Origin of the sequence: Microbacterium croceum (assembly GCF_023091245.1) — a bacterium.
In the GTDB taxonomy this organism is placed as follows: Bacteria; Actinomycetota; Actinomycetes; order Actinomycetales; family Microbacteriaceae; genus Microbacterium; species Microbacterium croceum.
In genome coordinates, this window is sequence record NZ_JAHWXN010000001.1 from 949,377 (window position 1) to 969,551 (window position 20,175).

Genomic DNA, 20,175 nt, shown 5'->3' on the forward strand with positions numbered 1-20,175 from the left:
TGCGCGGCCGCACGCCCGGGCCTAGGGTGGGAGCCATGACGCCGCGCCCCGCACTCGTGATCACCGTCTCCGACCGATCGGCCGCGGGTGAGCGCGAGGACCGCGCAGGCCCGATCGCCGTCGAGCTGCTGCGGGAGGCCGGATGGCACTGCCCGGATGCCGAGATCATCCCCGACGGCGCGAGCGCGGTGGCGGATGCCCTGCGGCGCGCCCTCGCCCGCGGCATCCGGCTGGTCGTGACCACGGGCGGAACGGGAGTCGGTCCCCGTGATCTGACGCCCGAGGGGACGCGCCGGGTGATCACCCGCGAGATCCCCGGGATCGCGGAGGAGCTGCGTCGCAGCGGCCGCGCCGACACCCCGCTGTCGGTGCTGTCGCGCGGGCTGACCGGCATCGTGGACCCTGCGGGCATGCTCGTGGTGAATCTTCCGGGTTCCCCGCGTGCCGTGGCATCCGGCGTGCCCGTGGTGCTCGGCGTCGCCGGGCACATCCTGGATCAGGTGGAAGGCGGAGATCACTCATGAACGATGTACGACTGGCTGTGGTGTCGGAGGAGCGGCTCGATCTCGATACGCATCTCACCGCCGTGGAGGACCCCCGCCTCGGCGCGGTGACGACCTTCGTCGGACGCGTGCGCGACAACGACCCGGATGCCGCGACGCCCGTCGTCGGCCTCGAATACAGCGCTCACCCGGATGCCGAGGCGACGCTGCGGCGGATCGCCCAGGCGGCCGGCGCCGAGGCAGATGCTCCGGCCGTGGTGGCGGTGAGTCACCGGATCGGACGCCTCGACGTCGGCGACGCGGCCGTCGTGATCGCGGTCGCCTCCGAGCATCGCGCGGAGGCCTTCGAGGTGTGCCGGGCCGTGATCGAGGCGATCAAGAGCGACCTGCCGGTGTGGAAGCGGCAGCTCGAGGTCGACGGGACCTCGTCATGGAAGGGCATCGGCGGCTGAGCCGAGGTGGTATCCCGTCGGTCCGGCATCCGCCCCTGGCCTTGGCGCGCCGTGTGCAGGAGATCTCGCGGGTTGCAGGAGGAATCGCCCCGGATCGGTCCTGCAGGTGGCCGTCGGTCCTGCAGGTCGCGGGGTCAGCCGGTGGCGCGCCGCGGGGTCAGCCGCCGGCGAACGGCGGGAGGATGTCGATGAGCTCGACGTCGTCCAGGGCGAGGTCGCCGTCGGTGCGCACCCCGTCTATCATGACGGCGCAGCGCGGCAGGATGTCGGCCAGAGCCGGATGCGCGGCCACGACCGCTGCGCGCAGCGCGACGAGTGAGGCCTCGTTGCGCTCCTCGCTGTCGGCGCCCACGGCCTCGGCTGCGGCGGCGAAGTAGCGCACGCGCGTCATCGGGAGTCCCCGGAGCCGATGAAGGGGGCATCCTCGCCGGGGCGCACCCAGTCGCCGGAGCGTCCGCCCGACTTCGCCACGATGCGCACGTCCTCGATCACGACCGCACGGTCGACGCCCTTGATCATGTCGACGATCGCGAGAGCCGTCACGGATACGGCCGTGAGCGCTTCCATCTCGACCCCCGTGCGGTCGGCGGTGCCCACCGTCGCCTCGACGCGCACGCCGTCGTCGACGATCTCGAGCTCGACGCTCGCACGGTGCACGCCGATCACGTGTGCGAGCGGCAGCAGCGACGCGGTGGACTTGGCCGCCTGGATGCCGGCGATGCGCGCCACCGCGAGCACGTCGCCCTTGGGCACGGTGCCGTCGCGGAGGGCAGCGATCACGTCGGCGCTGCAGCGCACGAATCCGCGGGCTGTCGCCGTGCGGATGGTCGGCTGCTTCGCGGTCACGTCGACCATGTGGGCGCGGCCGGCGGCGTCAAGGTGAGTGAAGCTCATCCCACCAGCATGACATCGATCGCATCCCCCACGGCGACGGCCTCGACCTCGGCCGGAACGATCGCGAACGCGTGGGCGCGTGCGAGTCCGCCGGCCAGGTGCGATCCCGATCCGCCCGCGGTGGCGGGGCGCACGGTGCGGGCCGCGAGGTCGACGACCGCCGGGAGGTACTGGCGGCGGCCAGGCGGCGTGGTCCATGCCGCATCGGCGGTGAACGCTGCACGTGGCCGCTGGATCTCGGTGCGCCCCTGCAGCGCGAGCAGGGCGGGGCGCACGAACACCTCGAACGAGACGGCGACGCTGACGGGGTTGCCCGGAAGTCCGAACACCAGGGTCCCGCCGTTCAGCACGCCGAAGGCCTGCGGCTTGCCCGGCTGCATCGCGACGCTCGCGAACTCCACCTCGCCTTGGCCGTCGAAGGCGCCGCGCACCGGTTCGTAGGCCCCGGCGCTCACGCCGCCGGTGAAGACGATCACATCGGCGCCGAGCGCGACGGCCTCGGCGGTCACGGCGCGCACGGCGTCGGCGTCATCCGTCACCCGCGCGACCAGCACGACCTCGGCGTCGGCGTCGGCGACGAGCTGCTCGAGCAGCGGCCCGTTGGAGTCGGGGATGCGCCCGCGGGTCACGGCCTCGCCGGGGGCGAGCAGCTCGCTCCCCGTCGACACGACGGCCACGCGGGGCGCGCGCGTGACGGTGACATCGGCGACGCCGGCGGCCACCGCTGCCGCGACCTGGAAGGCGCCCAGGCGCTCACCGGGGCGCACCACCTCGTCGCCCGCGCGCAGGTCGGCGCCGCGCCGGCGCACGAACACGCCGGGTTTCGCGGGTGCGCGCAGCACCCGCACCTCGCCGAAGGAGTCGGCGAGCCCGCCCTCCGTGTCCTCGAACGGCACGATCACGTCGGCGTCGGCGGGCGTGGGAGATCCGGTCATGATGCGGGCGGCCTCGCCCGGGGCCAGCGGCGGGTCGAGGGCGACGCCCGCCGGCAGGTCGGCGACCACTCGCAGAGTGATCGGGTTGTCCTCGGATGCCGCGGCGACATCGGCTCCGCGCACCGCGAACCCATCCATCGCCGAGTTGTCGAACAGCGGGATGTCGTGGGCTGCGGCGGCGGGGGCCGCCAGCGTCCGTCCCGCTGCTGTACGCACCGGACGAGTCTCGGGCGGGAGCACCCGCACCGCGGCGAGCACGCGGGCGAGCTGTTCCTCGACCGTGCGACGCCCGCTCATGCGTGCACCTCCGCCGTTGCAGACGAGGCCGGGCGGATCGCGATCTCGTGCTGACGCGCGGTGAGCGCGTCGATCACCGCGAGTCGACCGAGCAGGGGTTCCCCGGCGCCGGTGACGAGCTTGATCACTTCGCCGGCCAGCATCCCGCCGACCTGCACGCACAGCGCGCCGAGCACCCCGACCTGGGCGCAGCTGGGTGGTTCGCCCTCGGTGCCAGGCGGGAAGAGATCGGCGAGCACCACCGGTTCGCCCATGCGCGGTGCCGACCAGAACACGGTGACCTGTGCGTGCCACTCCTGCACGGCGCCCCATACGACGGGCAGTCCGAGGGATTCGGCTGCGGCGGCGACGTCGCGGCGGGTGGCGAAGGAGTCGCTCGTGTCGACCACGACATCCGTGCCCGAGAGCAAGCGGGCGGCGTTGACGGCATCCAGTCGTTCGGGCACCTGCGTCACAGCGGTCTGCGGGGCGAGCGCCAGGACGGCGCGGGCGGCCGACTCGGTCTTGCGGGTGCCGATGTCGTCGACACGATGCGCGAGCTGGCGCTGCAGGTTGGTGAGCTCCACGATGTCGTCGTCGATCACGGTGATCGATCCGACCCCCGCAGCCGCCAGGGCCAGCAGCACCGGGGAGCCGAGCCCTCCTGCGCCGACGACCGCGACGCGCGCGGCGCTCAGACGGCGCTGCCCTTGTTCTCCGATGCCCGCGAGCACGGCATGTCTGGCGGTGCGGACGAGTTCTGCCGGGTCCAGCGCGGGGGCGGGGGCGACGAGAGGCTGCATGGGTTCAGCGTATGCCCGCGCGGGACGAGGCACTCCCGTGCGCCGCTCGGCCGTGCAGCCGCTGCGCTCCGTCAGCTGGTTCCTCTCGCGGTGGCTGCCCTGCGGCCGTTGTGCGCGAGCGGGGGATGCGGGGCGGATTCGAGCAGCGCTTCGAGTCGGCGAAGCGCGCGCATATGGCGGGTCCGCGCGGTCGATGCGTTGATGCGCAGAAGTCGCGCGGCCTCGGCGATGGTGAAGTCGTCCCAATAGATGAGCATCAGGAGTTCCGCCTCCCGTTCATCGAGGCGCCGCAGCGCCGCGCGGACACCATCGGCGCGCATCGCGGCCTCGACGATCGCATCCGCCGAATCGACCCGAGACGGTGCGTCGCGAAGGTGGCGACGCAGCGCGTCGGCGAGGTCGAGGGACTTCAGCGCCCGCCGCCGGTGTTCGCGGAGCACGTTCCTCGCGATGCCGAAGCACCACATCCGTGCGGCCTCGTCGGTGGTGGGTACGCGCGCGCCCTTCTCCCACAGGATGAGCAAGACCTTCCCGAGCAGGTCTGCGGCATCCTCCCGCGGGTGAACCCGTCGCGCGAGATACCGGAGCAGGTCGTCGGCGTTGTCCTGGACGACGATCTCGACCCAGGCGCGAAGCTCCTCCGGGAGGGGACGCGGGCCCATCAATGGAGCACCCCTGTGCAATCCATCGTGCTGCCCGACGACCACTCGTCGTGCAGCAGTTCGTCGGGGATCTCCGCCCAGATCAACTCCGTCGCGTGGATGAACGAGGACTGGTCCCGCAGCTCGGGGGTATCGACCTCCCAGTCGTCGTCGGGACCGGGGACGAACGGGTTCGCGATCGCTTCGTCATAGATGCGCTGCCCGATGCCCGTCCAGTCATGGCTGCTCACGAAGGCGGCGAGTCGTTCATCGGCCGCTGAGCGATCGACGGGGTCGCCGAAGTACAGCCCGTAGCGGCAGCTGACTTCGATGCCGGTGTCGGTCGTGTAGACGATGGGGATCTCGACATCGAGCTCGACCGGAGTGTCGTTCACGCTCAGTTGCAGAGGGATGAGCACGGCAGCCCCCGTCGCAATCGCAAGGACACCGAGGCTGATCGGAACGATCGCTCGGCGACGCCTCCACCACGGGGTACGGGCGGCGATGCCCGTCGTGGCCGTCGCCTGCGCGTCGGCGGCCACGCGGCGGACGAGGTCGTGAAGCTCTGCGTCATCGCCTCCGCGCACCGGATCGGCGGACGCGAGATCCGACTGCACTCGTTCGTTCATTGTTCGCTCCTCATCATGTCGCTTCACACAGGACATGACGCGAGCGCGCGAACCGTCTCACAATCGTCTCTCCGGGCCGCGCGGTCCGCCCCGATGCGACGACGGACGGCGGCTCACAGCTGATCCGGGCCTGCCGCAGCGGCGGGCGTGACGCGAGTCAGGCCTGGAGCGCGTCGTCGACGACGGCGAACACGTCGGGGTCCCAGGTGAGTGCTCGTTCCCAGGGCAGGTCGAAGGCATCCGCGAAGAAGATGCTGTGCACGTCGTGGTCGAACGTGCGGCGGGCGACGTGGGGGAGCACCTCGACCGGAACCTCGTCTGCGCGCGCGCTCTGCTGCGAGACGAGCCCGTCGTGCGGCCACAGCTGGCGCGGTTCGGAGGCCGCGCGGAAGTGACCGGCACCCACCGCCGTGACGGTCACCGCGTCGAGCACCCCCGCCTGGGTCGCGTTCCATTCGCGCAGGAAGCGCCGCGAGACCTGGTCGGCGGCGCCCTGCGAGTTCTCGGCCGCGTAGCTGCGCGACCGTTCCAGGATCTGGGTCGTCGCGGCATCGCCGTGGGCATCGACAACGGAGACCTCATCCGAGAGCACGTCGCCGAGCAGCGAGCCGTCCCAGGGCGTGCCGAGGGTGACCAGACGCGTCACCGAGGGGCCCGCGTCACCCAGCTCGCGGATCGCGGCACGGGAGAACAGACCGCCCATCGAGTGGGCGACGAGGTCGATGCGGGCACAGTGGTACTCCTCGCCGAGCCACCGCAGGAAAGCAGCCAGGCGGGCGCCGCCCTCGTCGATTCCGCCGACCGCGTTGACAGTCATCTCGGCGGGCAGCACGACAGGCACGTCGGCGAACCCCTGCCAGCCGGAGTCCTCCCTGACCTCTCCGGGGCCGAGACGCGCGGGTGCCGTGAAGACCGCCGCGCCGCGGGCGAGCAGATGGGCACGGAGCGCGGTGAGCGTGTTCCCGGCGGCGAGGCCGGAGCCGCTGGCGCGGTCGGGATCCGTGAACGGTGTCACGGCGGCGCCACCGGACACGAGGACGACGGCTTCGGACATGGGCGCTCCTTCTCGACGGGTACGCGGTCAGGATAGGGCAGGATGCCTCAGCCGCCGGATGCCGTCACGGGCCGAGTGCGGACGGGTGGGTGGGCCGCGACTGCGGTGACGGTGCAGATCTGGGGGGAGGAAAGACCTCGAAAGGCGCAACTGCGGTGCATTTCGCCCAAAGAATCCGCAAACGCGGTAAACTCGGCAGCATGCAGACCTATCGGATCGCCCGTGCCGCCCAACTTCTGGGCGTGAGCGACGACACCGTGCGGCGCTGGATCGACCAGGGTCTGCTGCCCGTGACCGACGCCGTGCCGGCGGAGATCCCCGGCGATGCGATCGCGGCGCGGGCCGTGGCCGTCGCGGAGGAGGCGGCGATCGCCGGAGACGCGCTCTCCAGCGCGCGCAACCGCTTCATCGGGATCGTGACCCGCGTGCAGATCGAGGGGCTGATGGCGCAGGTCGACATCCAGTCCGGACCGCATCGCGTGGTCTCGCTCATGTCGGCAGAGGCCGCGCGGGAGCTGCAGCTCGAGGTCGGCTCGCTCGCCGCCGCATCCGTCAAGGCGACCCAGGTCGTCGTCGAAGTCCCGAAGGGCTGACATGAACCGCACGCTCCGCCGCCCCGCCCTTGTCGTGCTCGCCGCAGCACTGCTCGCCCTCACCGGCTGCGCGAATGCCGCCGAATCGGCCTCGTCGCCATCCGCCTCCACCGGTGAGAGCGCCGTGAGCGGCGACCTCACCGTCTACGCCGCCGCATCGCTCACGGGAGCGTTCGACGCGATCGGTGAGGCCTTCGTCGCGGAGCACCCGGACGTGACGTTCAGCCCGGTGTACGACGGCTCGTCGACGCTGGTCACGCAGATCCTCGAAGGGGCGCCGGCCGACGTGTTCGCCTCGGCGGACGAGGCGAACATGGACAAGGCGGCGGATGTCGCGGTCGACCCCGTCCTGTTCGCCTCGAACACCCTCGTGATCGCGGTGCCGGTCGGCAACCCCGGCGGTGTGAAGGCGGTCTCCGATCTGGCCGAGGTGACCACGGTGCTGTGCGCGCCCGAAGTGCCCTGTGGCGCCGCATCCGCGACGCTCCTCACTGCGGCGGGGGTCACGGTCGAGGCCGCGAGTCTCGAGCAGAACGTGACCGCCGTGCTGACCAAGGTCGCCGCCTCCGAAGCCGATGCCGGTCTCGTGTACGCGACCGACGTGATCGGTCGCGACGACGTCGAGGTCATCGTGCCCGACGGTGCCGACGACGTCGTCAACCACTACCCGATCGCCGCGCTCTCCGACGCTCCGAACCCCGATGCCGCCGATGCCTTCGTGGCGTTCGTGCGGTCGGATGCGGGGCAGGAGATCCTGGCGGATTTCGGGTTCGGGACGCCGTGAGCGCGGCCGGGGCGCGTGGCTACGCTCCGCGTGCGCTCGCCATCCCCGCCCTGGTCGGACTGGCCTTCCTGATCGTGCCGCTGACCGCACTCGTCGCGCGGGTGCAATGGTCGACCTTCCTCGCCGACGTGACATCCGAGGTCGCGCTCTCGGCGCTCGGGCTCTCGCTCGGAACCGGGCTGGTGGCCACCGTGCTGTGCATCATCGTGGGGGTGCCGCTCGCGCTGTTCATCGCGCGATCGGGGCCGCGTCTGGCCGCCGTGCTGCGGGCTGTCGTCACGGTGCCGCTCGTGCTGCCGCCGATGGTGGGGGGCGTCGCGTTGTTGTACCTGTTCGGCCGCGCGGGCTGGCTCGGCGGGCTGGGGCTCTCCTTCAGCACACCCGCGGTCGTGCTCGCGCAGACCTTCGTCGCCCTGCCGTTCCTGGTGCTGGCCGTCGAAGGTGCGGTGCGCACCTCGGGCGTGGAGTACGAGCGCACGGCCGCCGCACTCGGCGCCGGTCGCTGGACGATCCTGCGTCGCATCACCCTGCCCCTCGCTGCCCCCGGCATCGTCGCCGGCGTCGTGCTGTGCTTCGCCAGGGCCATCGGGGAGTTCGGGGCGACCGCTCTGTTCGCCGGCAATCGGCCGGGGGTCACCCAGACCATGCCCCTCGCGATCTACACCGCCTTCAACGGCGCCGGAGTGTCGCAGGGCACGGCGGTCGCGCTCGCCCTGCTGCTGCTCGCCGCCGCGATCGTGGTGCTGCTGCTCGTACGCGGCTGGCGACCGGGGGCGGCGCGATGAGCGCCGGGGGCGTCGATGCCCGCACGCCGGGCCTGCGGGCGCACGTCGTGGTCGCCCGCGAGCACTTCGCCGTCGACGTGGAGGTGGAGGTCGCGGCCGGCGAGACCATCGCGGTCATGGGCCCGAGCGGCGCCGGCAAGTCGACCCTGCTGCAGGCGCTGGCCGGACTCGAGCCGTTGACGGCCGGCGAGATCGCGATCGAGGGGCGGATCGTGGACCGCGCTGCTGCTCCGCGCGTGCAGACCCCGCCGATGAATCGCGGCATCGTGCTGCTGAGCCAGGAGCCGCGGCTGTTCCCGCACCTGTCCGTGCGGGAGAACGTGGCCTTCGGCCCCCGCGCCGGTGGTGCCGATGCCCCGACGGCGCGCGACTCCGCGGACGAGTGGCTCGTGCGCGTCGGGCTCCCCGGAGCGGGGGACCGCATGCCGCGGGAACTCTCCGGCGGCGAAGGCCAGCGCGTCGCGGTTGCTCGGGCGCTCGCCGCATCGCCCCGCGCCGTGCTGCTGGACGAACCGCTCGTCGCCCTCGACCCGGAGACGGCAGGCGAGATCCGGCGGATGCTGCGCGACCAGCTCGCCGGAGTGACGACGATCGCGGTGACGCATGACGCGGCCGATGCGGTCGCTCTCGCCGAGCGGCTGCTCATCGTCGAGGCGGGCCGCGTCACGCAGAGCGGACCCGTGCGCGAGGTGCTGGCGGCTCCGGCATCCGGTTTCGTCGCCTCGATCGCGGGTGTCAACCGGGTCCTCGGTGTCGCCGACGATGGAGCGTGGCGCAGTGGCGAGGTGCGACTGCGCAGTGCGGATGCCGCGTCGACCGCGCGGGCGGCGGCGACAGGTGCGCCGCTTGCTGCCGTGTTCCGCCCGCATGCCGTGCGCCTCGTGGATCCGGACGCGGCCGGGTCCTGGCGTAGCCGCATCATCCGGCTCGAGCCCACGCTCGCGGGCATGCGCGTGCACACCGCGCTCTGTCAGGTCGATGTCGCCCTGCCGGATGCCGCGGGTCTCGCGCCGGGCGATGAGCTGCACCTGCAGGTCGACCCCGCGGATGTGCGGTTCGTCGCGGTCGGGTGAACTCCTGAGCGCGGTCCTTCAGGCGCGGTCGTGCAGCGTGATCTGGTAGCCGTCCGGGTCGGCGAACGTGAACGTGCGGCCGAAAGGGCCGTCGATCGGTGCCGACACGATCGTGTGTCCGTCGGCGACCAGCGCATCGTGGATCTCCTGCACCCCGGTGGCGTGCAGCCAGATCGCCGCCCCGATGCCGGGCTGCGCCGCGGAGTCGAGGTCGGTGCCGGGAACGACGTCGCGCAGGGCGAAGGCGATCGGCGTGGTCTGGAACACCACCGCGTGCGGCGGGCCGGCGGGCGAGCGGACGAGACCGAGGTACTTCTCGTAGAAGGCCTGGGATCCGGCGAGGTCGCGTGCCTGGAGGGAGAGGAAGTCGGGACCGGTGACGGGCATGAGAAGCTCCTTGGTTATGTGTCAGTTATCTGACACGCACCACTGTATGTCAGAATACTGACATGAGTCAAGACGGAGAGGTCATCCACCTGGAGACATCGCTCGGCTATCTGCTGAAGGAGGCGTCAAGCGCTCTGCGGGCGGCGATGGAAGAGGTGCTGCGGCCGCTCGGGATGACGGTCACGCACTACTCGTGCCTGGAGCTGTTGGCCCAGCGTCCCGGCCTGTCGAACTCCGAGCTCGCGCGGGGCACCTTCGTGACGCGGCAGTCGATGAACGTGCTGCTGCAGGCGCTCGAACGGGACGGCTCCGTGACGCGGGCGACCGAGGCCCCGGTCGGCAAAGCGCTTCCCACGCGGCTGACCCCGCTCGGCGAGCAGAAGCGGCAGCAGGCGAGCACCGCGGTGCGCTCGGTCGAGGTGCGGATGCTCAGCGGCATGACGGAGGACGAGCAGTCGGGTGCCCGCCGGGCCCTCCGCAGCATGATCCAGTCGCTGCGCGACCCCGGCGACTCCTGACCGCGGTCTCGAAGGACTTCGGGAGAGGAGCGAGGGGGAATGCTCCCCATCGCTCCTCTCCGGAGGCGACTATTAGATTTCCGATGTCGGGCGCATATCGTCGCCGCCCACGAAGAACCGGAGGGGGACGCGGGGCATGTCTGTGAAGGTCTCATGCGATCGGCTGGGAGAGCTGTACACCAATCTCCTGGCGATCTCGACAGAATTCGACGAGGCGTCGAACCGTCGCAGCGACCTCCAGTCCGACGTCGATCGTCCGTACGGACGCGGCGAGCTGCGTGACCTCGCCGGTGACTTCGAGTCCCAGTGGGACGACCGTCGAAACAAGTTGAACGAGGGCTTGAAGAAGGTCAGCGAGCATACGAAGGCGATCCTCGACGGTTTCGGTGACTTCGACACCGAAGCGGCGGCCGAGATGGCCTCAGCGATGCAGGAGGGTTCCTGACCGTGGCGATGCACAACTCTCCCAAGGGGCGGCCGGTCGAGGTCGTCGCCGGGCAACCTGATGACGTCCGGTCCCGCGGTGATCAGATCGTGCGGCTCGGCGGCATCATGCGCTCCGGGTACAACACCATCAGCGACGTCCTGGGCTCCGGTCTCGAGTCCGACATGGAGGGCGAGGCGATCGATTCGCTCGCCGAGGTGAGCCGCGAGATCCACGCCGAGCTCGGCCTTGCGGCCACCCTCTACGAGGAGGTCGGACCCTACATCCGCAACTACGGGCTGACGCTCGGCGAGGTGAAGAGCCGCATGACGGCCATCGTCCCCGCAGCGGATGAGGCGTGGAGGGCCTATCAGGGGGCGCTCGCAGACTATGGCGACGCGCAGCGTGTGCCTACGCCGACGGCGGCTCTGTCCGCTTCGCCGTCATCGACCCAGACGAGCGATGCCGAGCAACAGCGGCAGGACGACATCGACGAGCTTCGCTGGCTGTTCATCGCGGGCGGATGCACGCTGACCGCGATCGCCTCCCCCGTGGGCCAGAGCGCTGCGCTGAGCATCGGCGTGACCGTCGAAGACCTCCTCACCGCCCTGTCGGTCGGCGATCGAGTGCTGAGCCGATCGCCCGATTTCGACCCGGAAGCGCTCGTCCGCGTCGACGAGACGGCCCAGCCGAGGTGGTCAGCGTGACCCATGAGATGACACCCCGCAGTTACGTCGAGGCGCAGGAGCGCTGGAGCCCGGCCTCGTGGTGGCACCTCGAGTCCCACCTGTTCCGTGATGAGCCCGAGGTGCGGATGGCGCTGTGGTTCCGTGCGCCCGCCGACGCACGCCGCGCATTCGCTGCACGGCACTTCTCACTGGGTGGGCTCCTTCTCTCGCTGGCAGAGATCGCAAGCCTCCTCCTTCCGGCGCTCGCACTCGTGACGCTCGTCTCCCGGCACTGGGTCGACGGGCAGCCCGACCTCGTCCGTTCGGGAGTCCTTGCGGGTCTCGCGGCGGCGCTCTCCGTGGTCGGGATGATCGCGCGGCGCTCGCGTCCGGAGGGTGTGGACGCCAGGACGGAGCGGCTCGTCGCCGTGGTGCACATCGTGCCGTCGCTGATCGTCCTCGTGCTCGGTGTGATGTTCCTCACCTCCGGGGCAGTCGACGGCAGCGCCGCGTGGGCGCTCGCAGGTCCGGTCATCGACATCGCGCTGTCGGTCGTCCGCTGGAGGCGGAACCGCCCGGCTGCCGACGCGGCTGCCGAACGCGCGAGCAAGGAGGACGTTCGACTGGATCGTGCGCTCGCCACCATCGCCCCCGAGCGTTCTGTCGCTCTGCGCGCCGAGTTGCATGAGGCTCTGAAGCTGGCGTCGGCACGCGGCCTCGTCGGCCCTGAAGAGACATCTCGTGCCGAGCGGGCGCCGTTCGGACGCCTCGGTGTCACCATGGCGCCGGCGCGCCCTCCTGTCGCCGACGTGGCGCACGGCTGAGGTGGCAGCGGGTAGTCTCGAACGATGACGGGGAGTGCAGGGACGCGATGACCGCCGTGCCGGTCGTCATCGGGGTGCGCGCCCCGCAGGTCGGGCCTGCACCCGCCACCTCGATGGCCGGAGGCCTCGTCGACACGTACGGCCGGGTGCACCGCGACCTGCGCATCTCGCTCACCGATCGGTGCTCGCTGCGCTGCACGTACTGCATGCCCGAGCAGGGCAACGAGTGGCTCGCGCGCACCAGCATCCTCTCCACCGACGAGATCGTCGAGGTGGCGGAGGTGGCCGCTGCGCTCGGCATCCGCACCTTCCGGCTCACGGGGGGCGAACCGCTGCTGCGCACCGACATCGTCGAGGTCGTGCGTCGGATCGCGCGGATCGAGGGGGAGGACGGCCCCGTCGAGGTCGCGATGACGACCAACGGCATCAGCCTGGCCCCGAAGCTCCCCGCCCTGATCGACGCCGGACTCACGCGGCTGAACATCAGCATCGACACGGTGAACCGTCAGCGCTTCGCCGACCTGACCCGACGCGACCGCCTCGACGACGTGTTCGAGGGCATCGCCGCGGCCGCGGCCTCCTCGCTGCGGCCGCTCAAACTGAACGCCGTCGCGATGCGCGGTGTCAACGACGACGAGCTGGTCGAGCTGGTGGAGTTCGCGATCGGCGTCGGCGCGCAGCTGCGCTTCATCGAGCAGATGCCGCTGGATGCCGGGCACACCTGGGATCGCGCCTCGATGGTCACGCGCGAGGAGATCCTCGCCTCGCTGGGTGAGCGCTGGACGCTCGACCCCGTCGAAGGTCGCGGCGGCGCGCCGGCCGAGAAGTGGCGGATCGACGGCGGCCCGCACGAGGTCGGCGTGATCGCCTCGGTCACCGCGCCGTTCTGCGGGGCGTGCGACCGGCTGCGGCTGACCGCTGACGGACAGCTGCGCAACTGCCTGTTCTCCAACGCCGAGTACGACCTCATCGGGGTGCTGCGGGGCGAGGGCTCCGTGCCCGGCGACCGCTCGGGCGGGATCGCCGACATGCTGCGCTCGTGCATACACGGCAAGCTGCCAGGGCACGCGATCAACGACCCCTCGTTCCTGCAGCCGGCGCGCGGGATGAACGCGATCGGCGGCTGAGAGCTCGGCGGCTCGTCGGCTCGTCGTTCACAACTCCTCAGAGAACGAGCGTTCCGGGGGTCGAGCTGTGCACCCGGGCCGAAGGCGACCGGTTCTTGAGGAGTTGTGAACGCCGGCTCAGCCGAGGAACTCGCGCGCCGCCGCCGACAGGGCGGTCACGCCGACCTCGATCGTCGGGTGGATCTCCGGCGCGAAGTACGGGGAGTGGTTCGTCGGGATGTCCTTGTCGAGCGTGCCCGCCGCCATCGCTGCGGCGAAGGTCGCCGGGTCGACGCCGCCCCAGAACCAGAACACCAGCGGGGCGCCGGTGTCGCGCGCGAACCACGACACGTCCTCGCTGCCCGTGAACATGCCGGGGTCGATCACGGACGCCTCACCCAGCACGCGCTGCAGCGCCGTCGTCACGCGGGCCGTGGCCTCGTCGTCGTTGATCGTCGGAGGCAGGGTGTGGTCGGTGCGGATCTCGGGTTCCTTCTCGGCGCCGGATGCCGCGGCCTCCGCCCGCACGATGCGCTCGACGCTCGCGAGCACCTTGTCGCGCATCTCGTCGTTGGGGTAGCGCAGGCTGAGCTCGAGCTTGGCCTCGGCGGGGATGATGTTGTTCTTGAGTCCCGCGTGGATCGAGCCGACCGTCACGACGGCGACGTCGCGGGGGTCGACCTCGCGCGAGGCGATGGTCTGCAGGCGCATGACGGTCGCCGCGGCCATGACGATCGGATCGATCGTGGAGTGCGGCCGCGAGCCGTGCCCGCCGCGGCCGTGGAGCGTGACGGTCAGTCCGTCGGAGGCTGCCATCTGCGTTCCCGGTCGCACGCCGATCGTGCCGGCCGGGAGCGGGGTGACGTGCTGGCCGAGCACGATGTCGGGCTTCGGGACCAGGTCGAGCAGGCCGCCGTCGAGCATCGCCCGCGCCCCGGCCCCGTACTCCTCGGCCGGCTGGATGAGCACGACCAGGGTGCCCGTCCAGTCGGCGCGCTCGGCGACCAGCTTCTCGACCGCGCCGATCATCGCGGTCACGTGCATGTCGTGTCCGCACGCGTGCATGACGGGGACGGTGTTGCCCGCCGGGTCGATGCCGGTCGCGGTGCTGGCGTAGGGGCGACCGCTCTGCTCGCCGACGGGGAGCGCATCCATGTCGGCGCGCACCCAGACGACCGGTCCGTCGCCGTTGACGAGCACGCCCACGACGCCGGTGACGCCGATGCCTTCGTGCACCTCCAGGCCCAGATCCCGCAGATGCGCGGCGGCGATGCCGGCGGTGCGGGTCTCCTGGAAGGAGAGCTCGGGGTGCTGATGCAGGTCGATGTAGAGCGCTTCGAGATCGATCGTCATGGCCCGAGCCTAGCCGGGTGGTCTCCAGAGCCTTCCTGCGCCATCGAGACCCACCACCCGCATCCAGGCCCATCGTCGCCGACGTCGGGAGCGGTGGGTCTCGGTGGGGGTGGTGGGTCTCGGTGGGGTGGTGGAGCGGGCGGATGCCGCGAGCTCAGGACGGGCGCGCGTAGGTCGTGAGCGCGGGTCCGGGGTGCAGCACCGCGTTCACGATCGCCCTGATCGCGAACTCGCTGGTCTCGCCGAGTTCGATCAGCTCGGGGTGCAGCAGCCACTGCAGCTGCAGTCCGTCCATGACCGCGAGGATGCTGGCGGACGCGGCGGCGACCGTGTCGGGCTCGGTCACCCCCTCCTGTGTGCAGAGCTCGTGGAACGCGGCGGCGACCTCGCGGCGGAGCGTGGTGTACCGGTCCTCGAAGTATTCGCGCCCGGGGTGGTCGTCGGTCACGGATTCGGAGGACAGCACGGTGTACGCCTGCACGATGCCGGGGCGGAGCTCGTTGGCGAACGCGGTACGCACGAGGTGGAGGAACAGCTCGGGGCCGTCGGGGATGTGCTTGTCGGCCAGGTTCGCGACATCGGCCTGGTCGCGGTAGGCGAGCACTTCGAGCAGCAGCTTCTGCTTGGAGCCGAAGTGGTGCAGCACTCCGGCGTGCGTGATGCCGACCTGCTCGGCGACGTCGGCGAGGGTGCCGTTGGTCGAGCCCTTGTTGCCGAAGATCTCCACCGCGGCCTTCAGGATCTGCTCGCGTTTCGCTCGGGTCGCCGGGCGCACGCGGGACGTCTCGTCGGTGTCCTTCATCACGACCCCCTCTCGCTTGTGATCATGCACTTGCCATCCTACTTACCAGTGGGTAACCTCACGGAAGCTTACTTTCTCGACAGTAAGCAAATCACGACAGCCGCGGATCCCCATCCGACGGTGACGCAGCACAATGACCGTGCCCAAGGAGAAGCAATGAAGCTCAGAAAGTCTCTGATCGCCGTGACCGCGATCACCGCACTCGGCGTCTCGGCCCTCGCCGGATGCTCGTCGGGCGGTGGCGATGACGCCGCCGACGGCGATTCCCCCGCGCTGACCATCGCGAAGCCGGATGGCGCCATCACCGCCGAGTCGAACAACCCGTACGTCGGCGATTCCTCCGCGTCGAAGTACGGCTACGGCAAGGTGATCTTCGAGACGCTCGGCCTGGTGAACCAGACCGGCGACCGCAGCGTCACCCCCTGGCTCGCCGAGAGCATCGAGTGGAACGACGACTACACCGCCGTCACGGTCGTTCCGCGCAAGGACGTCACCTGGAGCGACGGTGAGCCGTTCACCGCGGATGACATCGTCTACACCTACGAGCTCGTCTCGACGCCCGCGCTCGACACCGCCGGCCTCAAGTTCGAGGGCGCCGAGGTCGACGGTGACGCCGTGACCCTGACCTTCGGCGAGTCGAAGTACGTCAACCAGGCCCGCGTGCTGCACGTGCCGATCGTGCCGAAGCACATCTGGGAGAACCTCGACGAGCCGGCGACCGACCCCGTCAAGGGCGACGACCTGGTCGGCACCGGGCCCTACGCGCTCTCCAACTGGTCCACCGAGTCGGTCACGCTCGAAGCGCGCGACGACTACTGGGGCGGCGACCTCGCCGTGCCCGAGCTGCACTACGTCTCCTACGGCGACAACACCGCTCTCACGACCGCGCTCGCACAGGGCGAGGCGGACTGGGCGCAGGCGTTCATCCCGCAGGTGCAGGAGCAGTTCATCGACGCCGACCCCGAGCACAACGTGTTCTGGGCTGCCCCGACCACCGGCTCCGCGACGCTGTTCATGAACCTGCAGCAGAAGCCGTTCGACGACCCGGCGTTCCGTCAGGCGCTCGCCTGGGTGATCGACCGCGACGCCTACGTCGACATCGCGCGTGAGGGCGCGAGCGAGGCCGTCTGGTCGGTGACCGGTCTCTCCTCGATCCTCGATGACGAGATCCAGCCCGAGTTCCAGGGCAAGGAGTACAAGGTCGATGCCGAGAAGGCGCGCGACCTGCTGACCGACGCCGGTTACACCTGGAAGGACGACGCGCTTGTCGACCCCGACGGCACCCCCGTCTCGTTCACGCTCTCGGTGCCCTCGGGCTGGAGCGACTGGAACACCGCGCAGGAGCTGATCGCCGAAGACGTGAACGAGGCCATCGGCGCCGAGGTCAAGATCGACATGCCCGACTGGGGCGGCTGGCAGGGCCCCCGCGACGACGGCACGTTCTCGGCCATCATCCACTGGCTGGAGGACAGCGGCACGGCCTACGGTCTGTACACGTCGACCATGGACCCGCGCTGGATCTCCCCGGAGGGCATCGCCGGCTTCAACTTCGGCCGTTTCGAGGACCCGGCCGCGACCGAGGCGCTGAACACCTACGCGAACGCCTCGTCCGATGAGGAGCGCACCACCGCGCTCGACACGCTGCAGACGATCTTCTCCGAGCAGGTGCCCGCCATTCCCCTGGGCGCTCACCCGCTGCTGGGCGAGTTCAACACGCGCAACTACGTCGGATGGCCCTCGGATGACGACCCGTACGCCTCGGCTGACCCGACGCAGCAGAACATCGTGCAGATCCTCACCAAGCTGAAGCCCGCCGAGTAACCCTTCGTCTGTGCGCCCTTCGTCTCGTCGCTTCGCTCCTCGCTCAGGGAGCGGGGGCACCTCCGCTCCCTGAGCGAGAGCAGCGAGACGAAGGGCGCACGGCACCCGGCCACACAAAGGACGCCCCATGCCAGACCCCCTGCTCAGCGTGCGCGACTTCTCGGTCGTGTACGACGTCGATCCGCCCGTCGAGGCGGTGAAGAACGTGTCCATCGAACTGCAGCGCGGCGAGATCCTCGGTCTCGCCGGCGAGAGCGGATGCGGCAAGACCACGCTCGCCTATGGCGTGCAGCGTCTGCTGCGCGCGCCGGCCGTCATCACCAGCGGCAGCGTGACCTTCCACGATGCATCCGGTGTCGACATCGACATCAACGCGCTCGACGTCGACGCGATGCAGCGCTTCCGCTGGGACAAGGTCTCGATGGTGTTCCAGGGGGCGATGAACGCCCTGAACCCCGTCGCGACGATCGGCTCGCAGCTCGAGGACGTGTTCGAGATCCACCGCCCCGACATGACCCGCCGCCAGCGCCGCGCCGAGGCGGAGGAGCTGCTCGAGATCGTCAAGGTCGGCAGGCAGCGCATCCGCTCGTTCCCGCACGAGCTCTCCGGCGGCATGCGGCAGCGCGTGATGATCGCGATGGCACTGGCGCTGCGCCCGCAGCTGATGGTGATGGACGAGCCGACCACCGCGCTGGATGTGCTGGTGCAGCGCGAGATCCTCACGCAGATCTCGCAGCTGCGGCACGAGTTCGGCTTCTCGGTCATCTTCATCACCCATGACCTTCCGCTGCTGCTGGAGATCAGCGACCGGATCGCGATCATGCGCGAGGGCGAGATCATCGAGCTCGCCGCGGCAGAGCAGATCTGGACGCAGCCGCAGCAGGAGTACACCCGGACGCTGCTGTCGTCGTTCCCCCGGTTGACCGGGGCGAGAGGAGTGCTGACGCGATGACCACGCTCGAGTTCAGGAACGTCACCAAGTCGTACACCGTGCGCGGAGCAGGGCAGTTGAAGGCGCTCGACGACGTCAGCTTCACCCTCGTCTCGGGTCAGACCATCGGCCTGGTCGGGCAGTCCGGCAGCGGAAAGTCCACGATCGCCAAGATCCTCACGCAGCTCGAGAGCCCGACCAGCGGAGAAGTGCTGCTCGACGGCGCCCCCATCCCGCGCCGAGGCAAGGGGCTGCGAAAGTACCGGCAGCAGCTGCGGATGGTGTTCCAGGATCCGTTCGCCTCGCTCAACCCGTACCACTCGATCCGCTACCACCTGGAGCGGCCCATCCGGCTCGACGCCGTCGTGCCCAAGAACGACACCGAGGACGAGGTGCGCCGTCTGCTCGACCGGGTGCGCCTGGATGCGGACGCGGTGATCGACCGCCGCCCGCACGAGCTCTCGGGCGGTCAGCGTCAGCGCGTCGCGATCGCTCGCGCGTTGGCCTCTCGGCCCTCGCTGCTGGTCGCCGACGAACCCGTCTCGATGCTCGACGTCTCGATCCGCCTCGGCGTGCTGAACCTGCTCGCCGATCTGCAGCGTGAGGAGGGCCTCGGCGTGCTCTACATCACCCACGACCTCGCCACCGCCCGCCACTTCAGCGACGAGATCATGGTGCTCAACCAGGGGCGCGTGGTCGAGCGAGGGGCGGCGGATGACGTCATCCTCCACCCGCAGGATCCCTACACGCGCGAACTGCGCGCCGCATCGCCCGATCCGGACAAGCACTTCGCGACGGCATCGGGTGGGGCCACGAACGGAGGGTCACTGTGAGCACCGCATTCCCGCAGCTCGACGACAACGACCTCATCCCGCGCGATGCGCGCGAGCTCGGCACCACGGCGACCGTCGCCGAGCAGGGGCGTCGACGTGTGCCCTGGCGCTTCTTCGCCGGACGCGCCGCGTTCTACCTGTTCACCCTGTGGGCCGCCATCACGATCAACTTCTTCCTGCCGCGCTTCATGAAGGGCGACGCGGTCAGCTCGTACCTGGCGCGCAACCGCAACGTCAGCCCCGAGGCGGCGGAGTCGCTGCGCATCCTGCTCGGCATCGACTCCGACAAGTCGATCTGGCAGCAGTACATCGAGTACTGGGGGATGCTGCTGCGCGGCGACCTGGGCATCTCGACCCTGCACGGTCTGCGGCCGGTGGCCGAGGTGCTCTCGGCTGCGCTGCCGTGGACGCTCGGCCTGGTCGGAATCGCGACGATCATCTCGTTCGCGATCGGCACGGTCGGCGGCGCGATCGTGGGATGGCGTCGGGGGAGCAAGCTCGACGCGCTGATCCCGATCACGACGTTCTTCAACACGATCCCGTACTTCTGGCTCGGGCTGATCGCGATCGCGATCTTCTCCTCCGCACTGAAGTGGTTCCCCTCGTCGCACGCCTACGACAAGGGGCAGTCGCCCGAGTGGAGCCTCGACTTCATCGGCCAGGTGATCATGCACGGCACCCTGCCTGCGCTCACGATCATCATCGCGTCGCTCGGCGGATGGATGCTCGGGATGCGCAACATGATGCTGACCGTGCTCGACGAGGACTACATCACGGTGTCGCAGGCCAAGGGCATGCCGAACAAGCGGGTGCTCTGGTCCTACGCCGCCCGCAACGCGGTGCTGCCGCAGATCCAGAGCTTCGCGCTCTCGATCGGCTTCATCGTCGGCGGCACGATCGTGATGGAGATGGTCTTCAGCTACCCCGGCGTCGGCAAGCTCCTGCTCGACGCCACCAATGCCAAGGATTACGCGCTCATGCAGGGTGTGTTCCTGGTGATCACGCTCTCGGTGCTCGTGGCCAACATCCTCGCGGATGTCGTCTACGCCTACCTCGACCCGCGCACGCGCCAGACGGAGGCTTGAG

At 70.2% G+C, this 20,175-nt stretch carries 25 protein-coding genes; 15 read left to right on the forward strand and 10 right to left on the reverse strand.

Annotation, left to right across the window (positions count from 1 at the left end):
- The first annotated feature begins 35 nt into the window (after window positions 1-35).
- Both KZC51_RS04510 and KZC51_RS04515 read left to right on the forward strand, forming a co-directional pair.
- Window positions 36-524 carry a MogA/MoaB family molybdenum cofactor biosynthesis protein gene (locus tag KZC51_RS04510; protein WP_247628817.1) on the forward strand — a complete coding sequence of 163 codons (489 nt, stop codon included), beginning with the start codon at window positions 36-38 and terminating at the stop codon, window positions 522-524.
- Window positions 521-955, forward strand: a complete 435-nt coding sequence (locus tag KZC51_RS04515) for a molybdenum cofactor biosynthesis protein MoaE (protein ID WP_247628818.1) — start codon at window positions 521-523, stop codon at window positions 953-955. The genes KZC51_RS04510 and KZC51_RS04515 overlap by 4 nt, the downstream gene beginning before the upstream one ends.
- A 157-nt stretch (window positions 956-1,112) precedes the next feature.
- Here the strand turns inward: KZC51_RS04515 and KZC51_RS04520 are convergent, their stop codons facing one another.
- The 7 genes from KZC51_RS04520 to KZC51_RS04550 form a co-directional block, all read right to left on the reverse strand.
- Window positions 1,113-1,346, reverse strand: coding sequence for a MoaD/ThiS family protein (locus KZC51_RS04520; protein WP_247628819.1), 234 nt, complete (start codon window positions 1,344-1,346; stop codon window positions 1,113-1,115).
- A complete protein-coding gene (gene moaC / locus KZC51_RS04525) occupies window positions 1,343-1,849 on the reverse strand; it encodes a cyclic pyranopterin monophosphate synthase MoaC (protein ID WP_247628820.1) in 507 nt (168 codons plus the stop codon). Before moaC ends, KZC51_RS04520 begins: the two co-directional genes overlap by 4 nt.
- Window positions 1,846-3,081, reverse strand: coding sequence for a molybdopterin molybdotransferase MoeA (locus KZC51_RS04530; protein WP_247628821.1), 1,236 nt, complete (start codon window positions 3,079-3,081; stop codon window positions 1,846-1,848). Before KZC51_RS04530 ends, moaC begins: the two co-directional genes overlap by 4 nt.
- Window positions 3,078-3,863, reverse strand: a complete 786-nt coding sequence (locus tag KZC51_RS04535; protein WP_247628822.1) for a HesA/MoeB/ThiF family protein — start codon at window positions 3,861-3,863, stop codon at window positions 3,078-3,080. The genes KZC51_RS04530 and KZC51_RS04535 overlap by 4 nt, the downstream gene beginning before the upstream one ends.
- Window positions 3,864-3,934: 71 nt before the next feature.
- Window positions 3,935-4,525 carry an RNA polymerase sigma factor gene (locus KZC51_RS04540; RefSeq protein WP_247628823.1) on the reverse strand — a complete coding sequence of 197 codons (591 nt, stop codon included), beginning with the start codon at window positions 4,523-4,525 and terminating at the stop codon, window positions 3,935-3,937.
- Window positions 4,525-5,133: a hypothetical protein gene (locus tag KZC51_RS04545; RefSeq protein ID WP_247628824.1), complete on the reverse strand. Its 609-nt coding sequence runs from the start codon at window positions 5,131-5,133 to the stop codon at window positions 4,525-4,527. Before KZC51_RS04545 ends, KZC51_RS04540 begins: the two co-directional genes overlap by 1 nt.
- 157 nt (window positions 5,134-5,290) lie before the next feature.
- A complete protein-coding gene (locus KZC51_RS04550) occupies window positions 5,291-6,187 on the reverse strand; it encodes a lipase family alpha/beta hydrolase (RefSeq protein WP_247628825.1) in 897 nt (298 codons plus the stop codon).
- Window positions 6,188-6,387: 200 nt separating this feature from the next.
- Here KZC51_RS04550 and KZC51_RS04555 point away from each other — a divergent pair, with 200 nt between their 5' ends.
- The 4 genes from KZC51_RS04555 to KZC51_RS04570 are packed head-to-tail and all read left to right on the forward strand — an operon-like array spanning window position 6,388 to window position 9,422.
- A complete protein-coding gene (locus tag KZC51_RS04555) occupies window positions 6,388-6,780 on the forward strand; it encodes a TOBE domain-containing protein (RefSeq protein WP_247628826.1) in 393 nt (130 codons plus the stop codon).
- A 1-nt stretch (window position 6,781) separates the two neighbouring features.
- Window positions 6,782-7,564, forward strand: coding sequence for a molybdate ABC transporter substrate-binding protein (gene modA / locus KZC51_RS04560; protein WP_247628827.1), 783 nt, complete (start codon window positions 6,782-6,784; stop codon window positions 7,562-7,564).
- Window positions 7,561-8,349, forward strand: a complete 789-nt coding sequence (modB, locus tag KZC51_RS04565; RefSeq protein WP_247628828.1) for a molybdate ABC transporter permease subunit — start codon at window positions 7,561-7,563, stop codon at window positions 8,347-8,349. The genes modA and modB overlap by 4 nt, the downstream gene beginning before the upstream one ends.
- The gene (locus KZC51_RS04570) at window positions 8,346-9,422 is read left to right on the forward strand and encodes a sulfate/molybdate ABC transporter ATP-binding protein (RefSeq protein WP_247628829.1); all 1,077 of its coding nucleotides are present in this window, start codon (window positions 8,346-8,348) and stop codon (window positions 9,420-9,422) included. Before modB ends, KZC51_RS04570 begins: the two co-directional genes overlap by 4 nt.
- Window positions 9,423-9,440: 18 nt before the next feature.
- Here the strand turns inward: KZC51_RS04570 and KZC51_RS04575 are convergent, their stop codons facing one another.
- On the reverse strand, window positions 9,441-9,809 hold the full coding sequence (locus KZC51_RS04575; RefSeq protein ID WP_247628830.1) for a VOC family protein: 369 nt from the start codon (window positions 9,807-9,809) through the stop codon (window positions 9,441-9,443).
- Between the two features lie 62 nt (window positions 9,810-9,871).
- Between KZC51_RS04575 and KZC51_RS04580 the strand changes: the two genes are divergently transcribed.
- The 5 genes from KZC51_RS04580 to moaA all read left to right on the forward strand — a co-directional run bounded on the left by KZC51_RS04580 (window position 9,872) and on the right by moaA (window position 13,370).
- Entirely contained in the window at window positions 9,872-10,327 is a 456-nt protein-coding gene (locus KZC51_RS04580) for a MarR family winged helix-turn-helix transcriptional regulator (RefSeq protein WP_247628831.1), read from the forward strand.
- 136 nt (window positions 10,328-10,463) lie between these two features.
- A complete protein-coding gene (locus KZC51_RS04585; protein ID WP_247628832.1) occupies window positions 10,464-10,772 on the forward strand; it encodes a hypothetical protein in 309 nt (102 codons plus the stop codon).
- A gap of 2 nt (window positions 10,773-10,774) precedes the next feature.
- Entirely contained in the window at window positions 10,775-11,458 is a 684-nt protein-coding gene (locus tag KZC51_RS04590) for a hypothetical protein (RefSeq protein ID WP_247628833.1), read from the forward strand.
- Window positions 11,455-12,243, forward strand: a complete 789-nt coding sequence (locus KZC51_RS04595; protein WP_247628834.1) for a hypothetical protein — start codon at window positions 11,455-11,457, stop codon at window positions 12,241-12,243. Before KZC51_RS04590 ends, KZC51_RS04595 begins: the two co-directional genes overlap by 4 nt.
- Before the next feature lie 47 nt (window positions 12,244-12,290).
- Window positions 12,291-13,370 (forward strand): GTP 3',8-cyclase MoaA, encoded by a 1,080-nt coding sequence (moaA, locus tag KZC51_RS04600; RefSeq protein WP_247628835.1) that lies wholly within the window; start codon window positions 12,291-12,293, stop codon window positions 13,368-13,370.
- A gap of 117 nt (window positions 13,371-13,487) precedes the next feature.
- On the opposite strand, the gene KZC51_RS04605 is transcribed toward moaA, so the two are convergent.
- Both KZC51_RS04605 and KZC51_RS04610 read right to left on the reverse strand, forming a co-directional pair.
- Complete coding sequence (locus KZC51_RS04605; protein WP_247628836.1) at window positions 13,488-14,702, reverse strand: amidohydrolase; 1,215 nt, start codon at window positions 14,700-14,702, stop codon at window positions 13,488-13,490.
- Between the two features lie 154 nt (window positions 14,703-14,856).
- Window positions 14,857-15,504, reverse strand: coding sequence for a TetR/AcrR family transcriptional regulator (locus KZC51_RS04610; RefSeq protein ID WP_247628837.1), 648 nt, complete (start codon window positions 15,502-15,504; stop codon window positions 14,857-14,859).
- A gap of 156 nt (window positions 15,505-15,660) precedes the next feature.
- Here KZC51_RS04610 and KZC51_RS04615 point away from each other — a divergent pair, with 156 nt between their 5' ends.
- The 4 genes from KZC51_RS04615 to KZC51_RS04630 all read left to right on the forward strand — a co-directional run bounded on the left by KZC51_RS04615 (window position 15,661) and on the right by KZC51_RS04630 (window position 20,174).
- Window positions 15,661-17,325, forward strand: a complete 1,665-nt coding sequence (locus KZC51_RS04615) for an ABC transporter substrate-binding protein (protein WP_247628838.1) — start codon at window positions 15,661-15,663, stop codon at window positions 17,323-17,325.
- A gap of 127 nt (window positions 17,326-17,452) precedes the next feature.
- On the forward strand, window positions 17,453-18,277 hold the full coding sequence (locus tag KZC51_RS04620; RefSeq protein ID WP_247628839.1) for an ABC transporter ATP-binding protein: 825 nt from the start codon (window positions 17,453-17,455) through the stop codon (window positions 18,275-18,277).
- Window positions 18,274-19,089, forward strand: coding sequence for an ABC transporter ATP-binding protein (locus KZC51_RS04625; RefSeq protein ID WP_247628840.1), 816 nt, complete (start codon window positions 18,274-18,276; stop codon window positions 19,087-19,089). The genes KZC51_RS04620 and KZC51_RS04625 overlap by 4 nt, the downstream gene beginning before the upstream one ends.
- The gene (locus tag KZC51_RS04630) at window positions 19,086-20,174 is read left to right on the forward strand and encodes an ABC transporter permease (RefSeq protein ID WP_247628841.1); all 1,089 of its coding nucleotides are present in this window, start codon (window positions 19,086-19,088) and stop codon (window positions 20,172-20,174) included. Before KZC51_RS04625 ends, KZC51_RS04630 begins: the two co-directional genes overlap by 4 nt.
- Window position 20,175 lies beyond the last annotated feature (1 nt).

Excerpts from the sequence above, each read along its gene's own strand:
- KZC51_RS04510 (WP_247628817.1), top strand. The coding sequence starts at position 36 with ATGACGCCGCGCCCCGCACTCGTGATCACCGTCTCCGACCGATCGGCC.
- KZC51_RS04515 (WP_247628818.1), top strand. The coding sequence starts at position 521 with ATGAACGATGTACGACTGGCTGTGGTGTCGGAGGAGCGGCTCGATCTC.
- KZC51_RS04520 (WP_247628819.1), bottom strand. The coding sequence starts at position 1,346 with ATGACGCGCGTGCGCTACTTCGCCGCCGCAGCCGAGGCCGTGGGCGCC.
- moaC (WP_247628820.1), bottom strand. The coding sequence starts at position 1,849 with ATGAGCTTCACTCACCTTGACGCCGCCGGCCGCGCCCACATGGTCGAC.
- KZC51_RS04530 (WP_247628821.1), bottom strand. The coding sequence starts at position 3,081 with ATGAGCGGGCGTCGCACGGTCGAGGAACAGCTCGCCCGCGTGCTCGCC.
- KZC51_RS04535 (WP_247628822.1), bottom strand. The coding sequence starts at position 3,863 with ATGCAGCCTCTCGTCGCCCCCGCCCCCGCGCTGGACCCGGCAGAACTC.
- KZC51_RS04540 (WP_247628823.1), bottom strand. The coding sequence starts at position 4,525 with ATGGGCCCGCGTCCCCTCCCGGAGGAGCTTCGCGCCTGGGTCGAGATC.
- KZC51_RS04545 (WP_247628824.1), bottom strand. The coding sequence starts at position 5,133 with ATGAACGAACGAGTGCAGTCGGATCTCGCGTCCGCCGATCCGGTGCGC.
- KZC51_RS04550 (WP_247628825.1), bottom strand. The coding sequence starts at position 6,187 with ATGTCCGAAGCCGTCGTCCTCGTGTCCGGTGGCGCCGCCGTGACACCG.
- KZC51_RS04555 (WP_247628826.1), top strand. The coding sequence starts at position 6,388 with ATGCAGACCTATCGGATCGCCCGTGCCGCCCAACTTCTGGGCGTGAGC.
- modA (WP_247628827.1), top strand. The coding sequence starts at position 6,782 with ATGAACCGCACGCTCCGCCGCCCCGCCCTTGTCGTGCTCGCCGCAGCA.
- KZC51_RS04570 (WP_247628829.1), top strand. The coding sequence starts at position 8,346 with ATGAGCGCCGGGGGCGTCGATGCCCGCACGCCGGGCCTGCGGGCGCAC.
- KZC51_RS04575 (WP_247628830.1), bottom strand. The coding sequence starts at position 9,809 with ATGCCCGTCACCGGTCCCGACTTCCTCTCCCTCCAGGCACGCGACCTC.
- KZC51_RS04580 (WP_247628831.1), top strand. The coding sequence starts at position 9,872 with ATGAGTCAAGACGGAGAGGTCATCCACCTGGAGACATCGCTCGGCTAT.
- KZC51_RS04585 (WP_247628832.1), top strand. The coding sequence starts at position 10,464 with ATGTCTGTGAAGGTCTCATGCGATCGGCTGGGAGAGCTGTACACCAAT.
- moaA (WP_247628835.1), top strand. The coding sequence starts at position 12,291 with ATGACCGCCGTGCCGGTCGTCATCGGGGTGCGCGCCCCGCAGGTCGGG.
- KZC51_RS04605 (WP_247628836.1), bottom strand. The coding sequence starts at position 14,702 with ATGACGATCGATCTCGAAGCGCTCTACATCGACCTGCATCAGCACCCC.
- KZC51_RS04610 (WP_247628837.1), bottom strand. The coding sequence starts at position 15,504 with ATGAAGGACACCGACGAGACGTCCCGCGTGCGCCCGGCGACCCGAGCG.
- KZC51_RS04615 (WP_247628838.1), top strand. The coding sequence starts at position 15,661 with ATGAAGCTCAGAAAGTCTCTGATCGCCGTGACCGCGATCACCGCACTC.
- KZC51_RS04620 (WP_247628839.1), top strand. The coding sequence starts at position 17,453 with ATGCCAGACCCCCTGCTCAGCGTGCGCGACTTCTCGGTCGTGTACGAC.
- KZC51_RS04625 (WP_247628840.1), top strand. The coding sequence starts at position 18,274 with ATGACCACGCTCGAGTTCAGGAACGTCACCAAGTCGTACACCGTGCGC.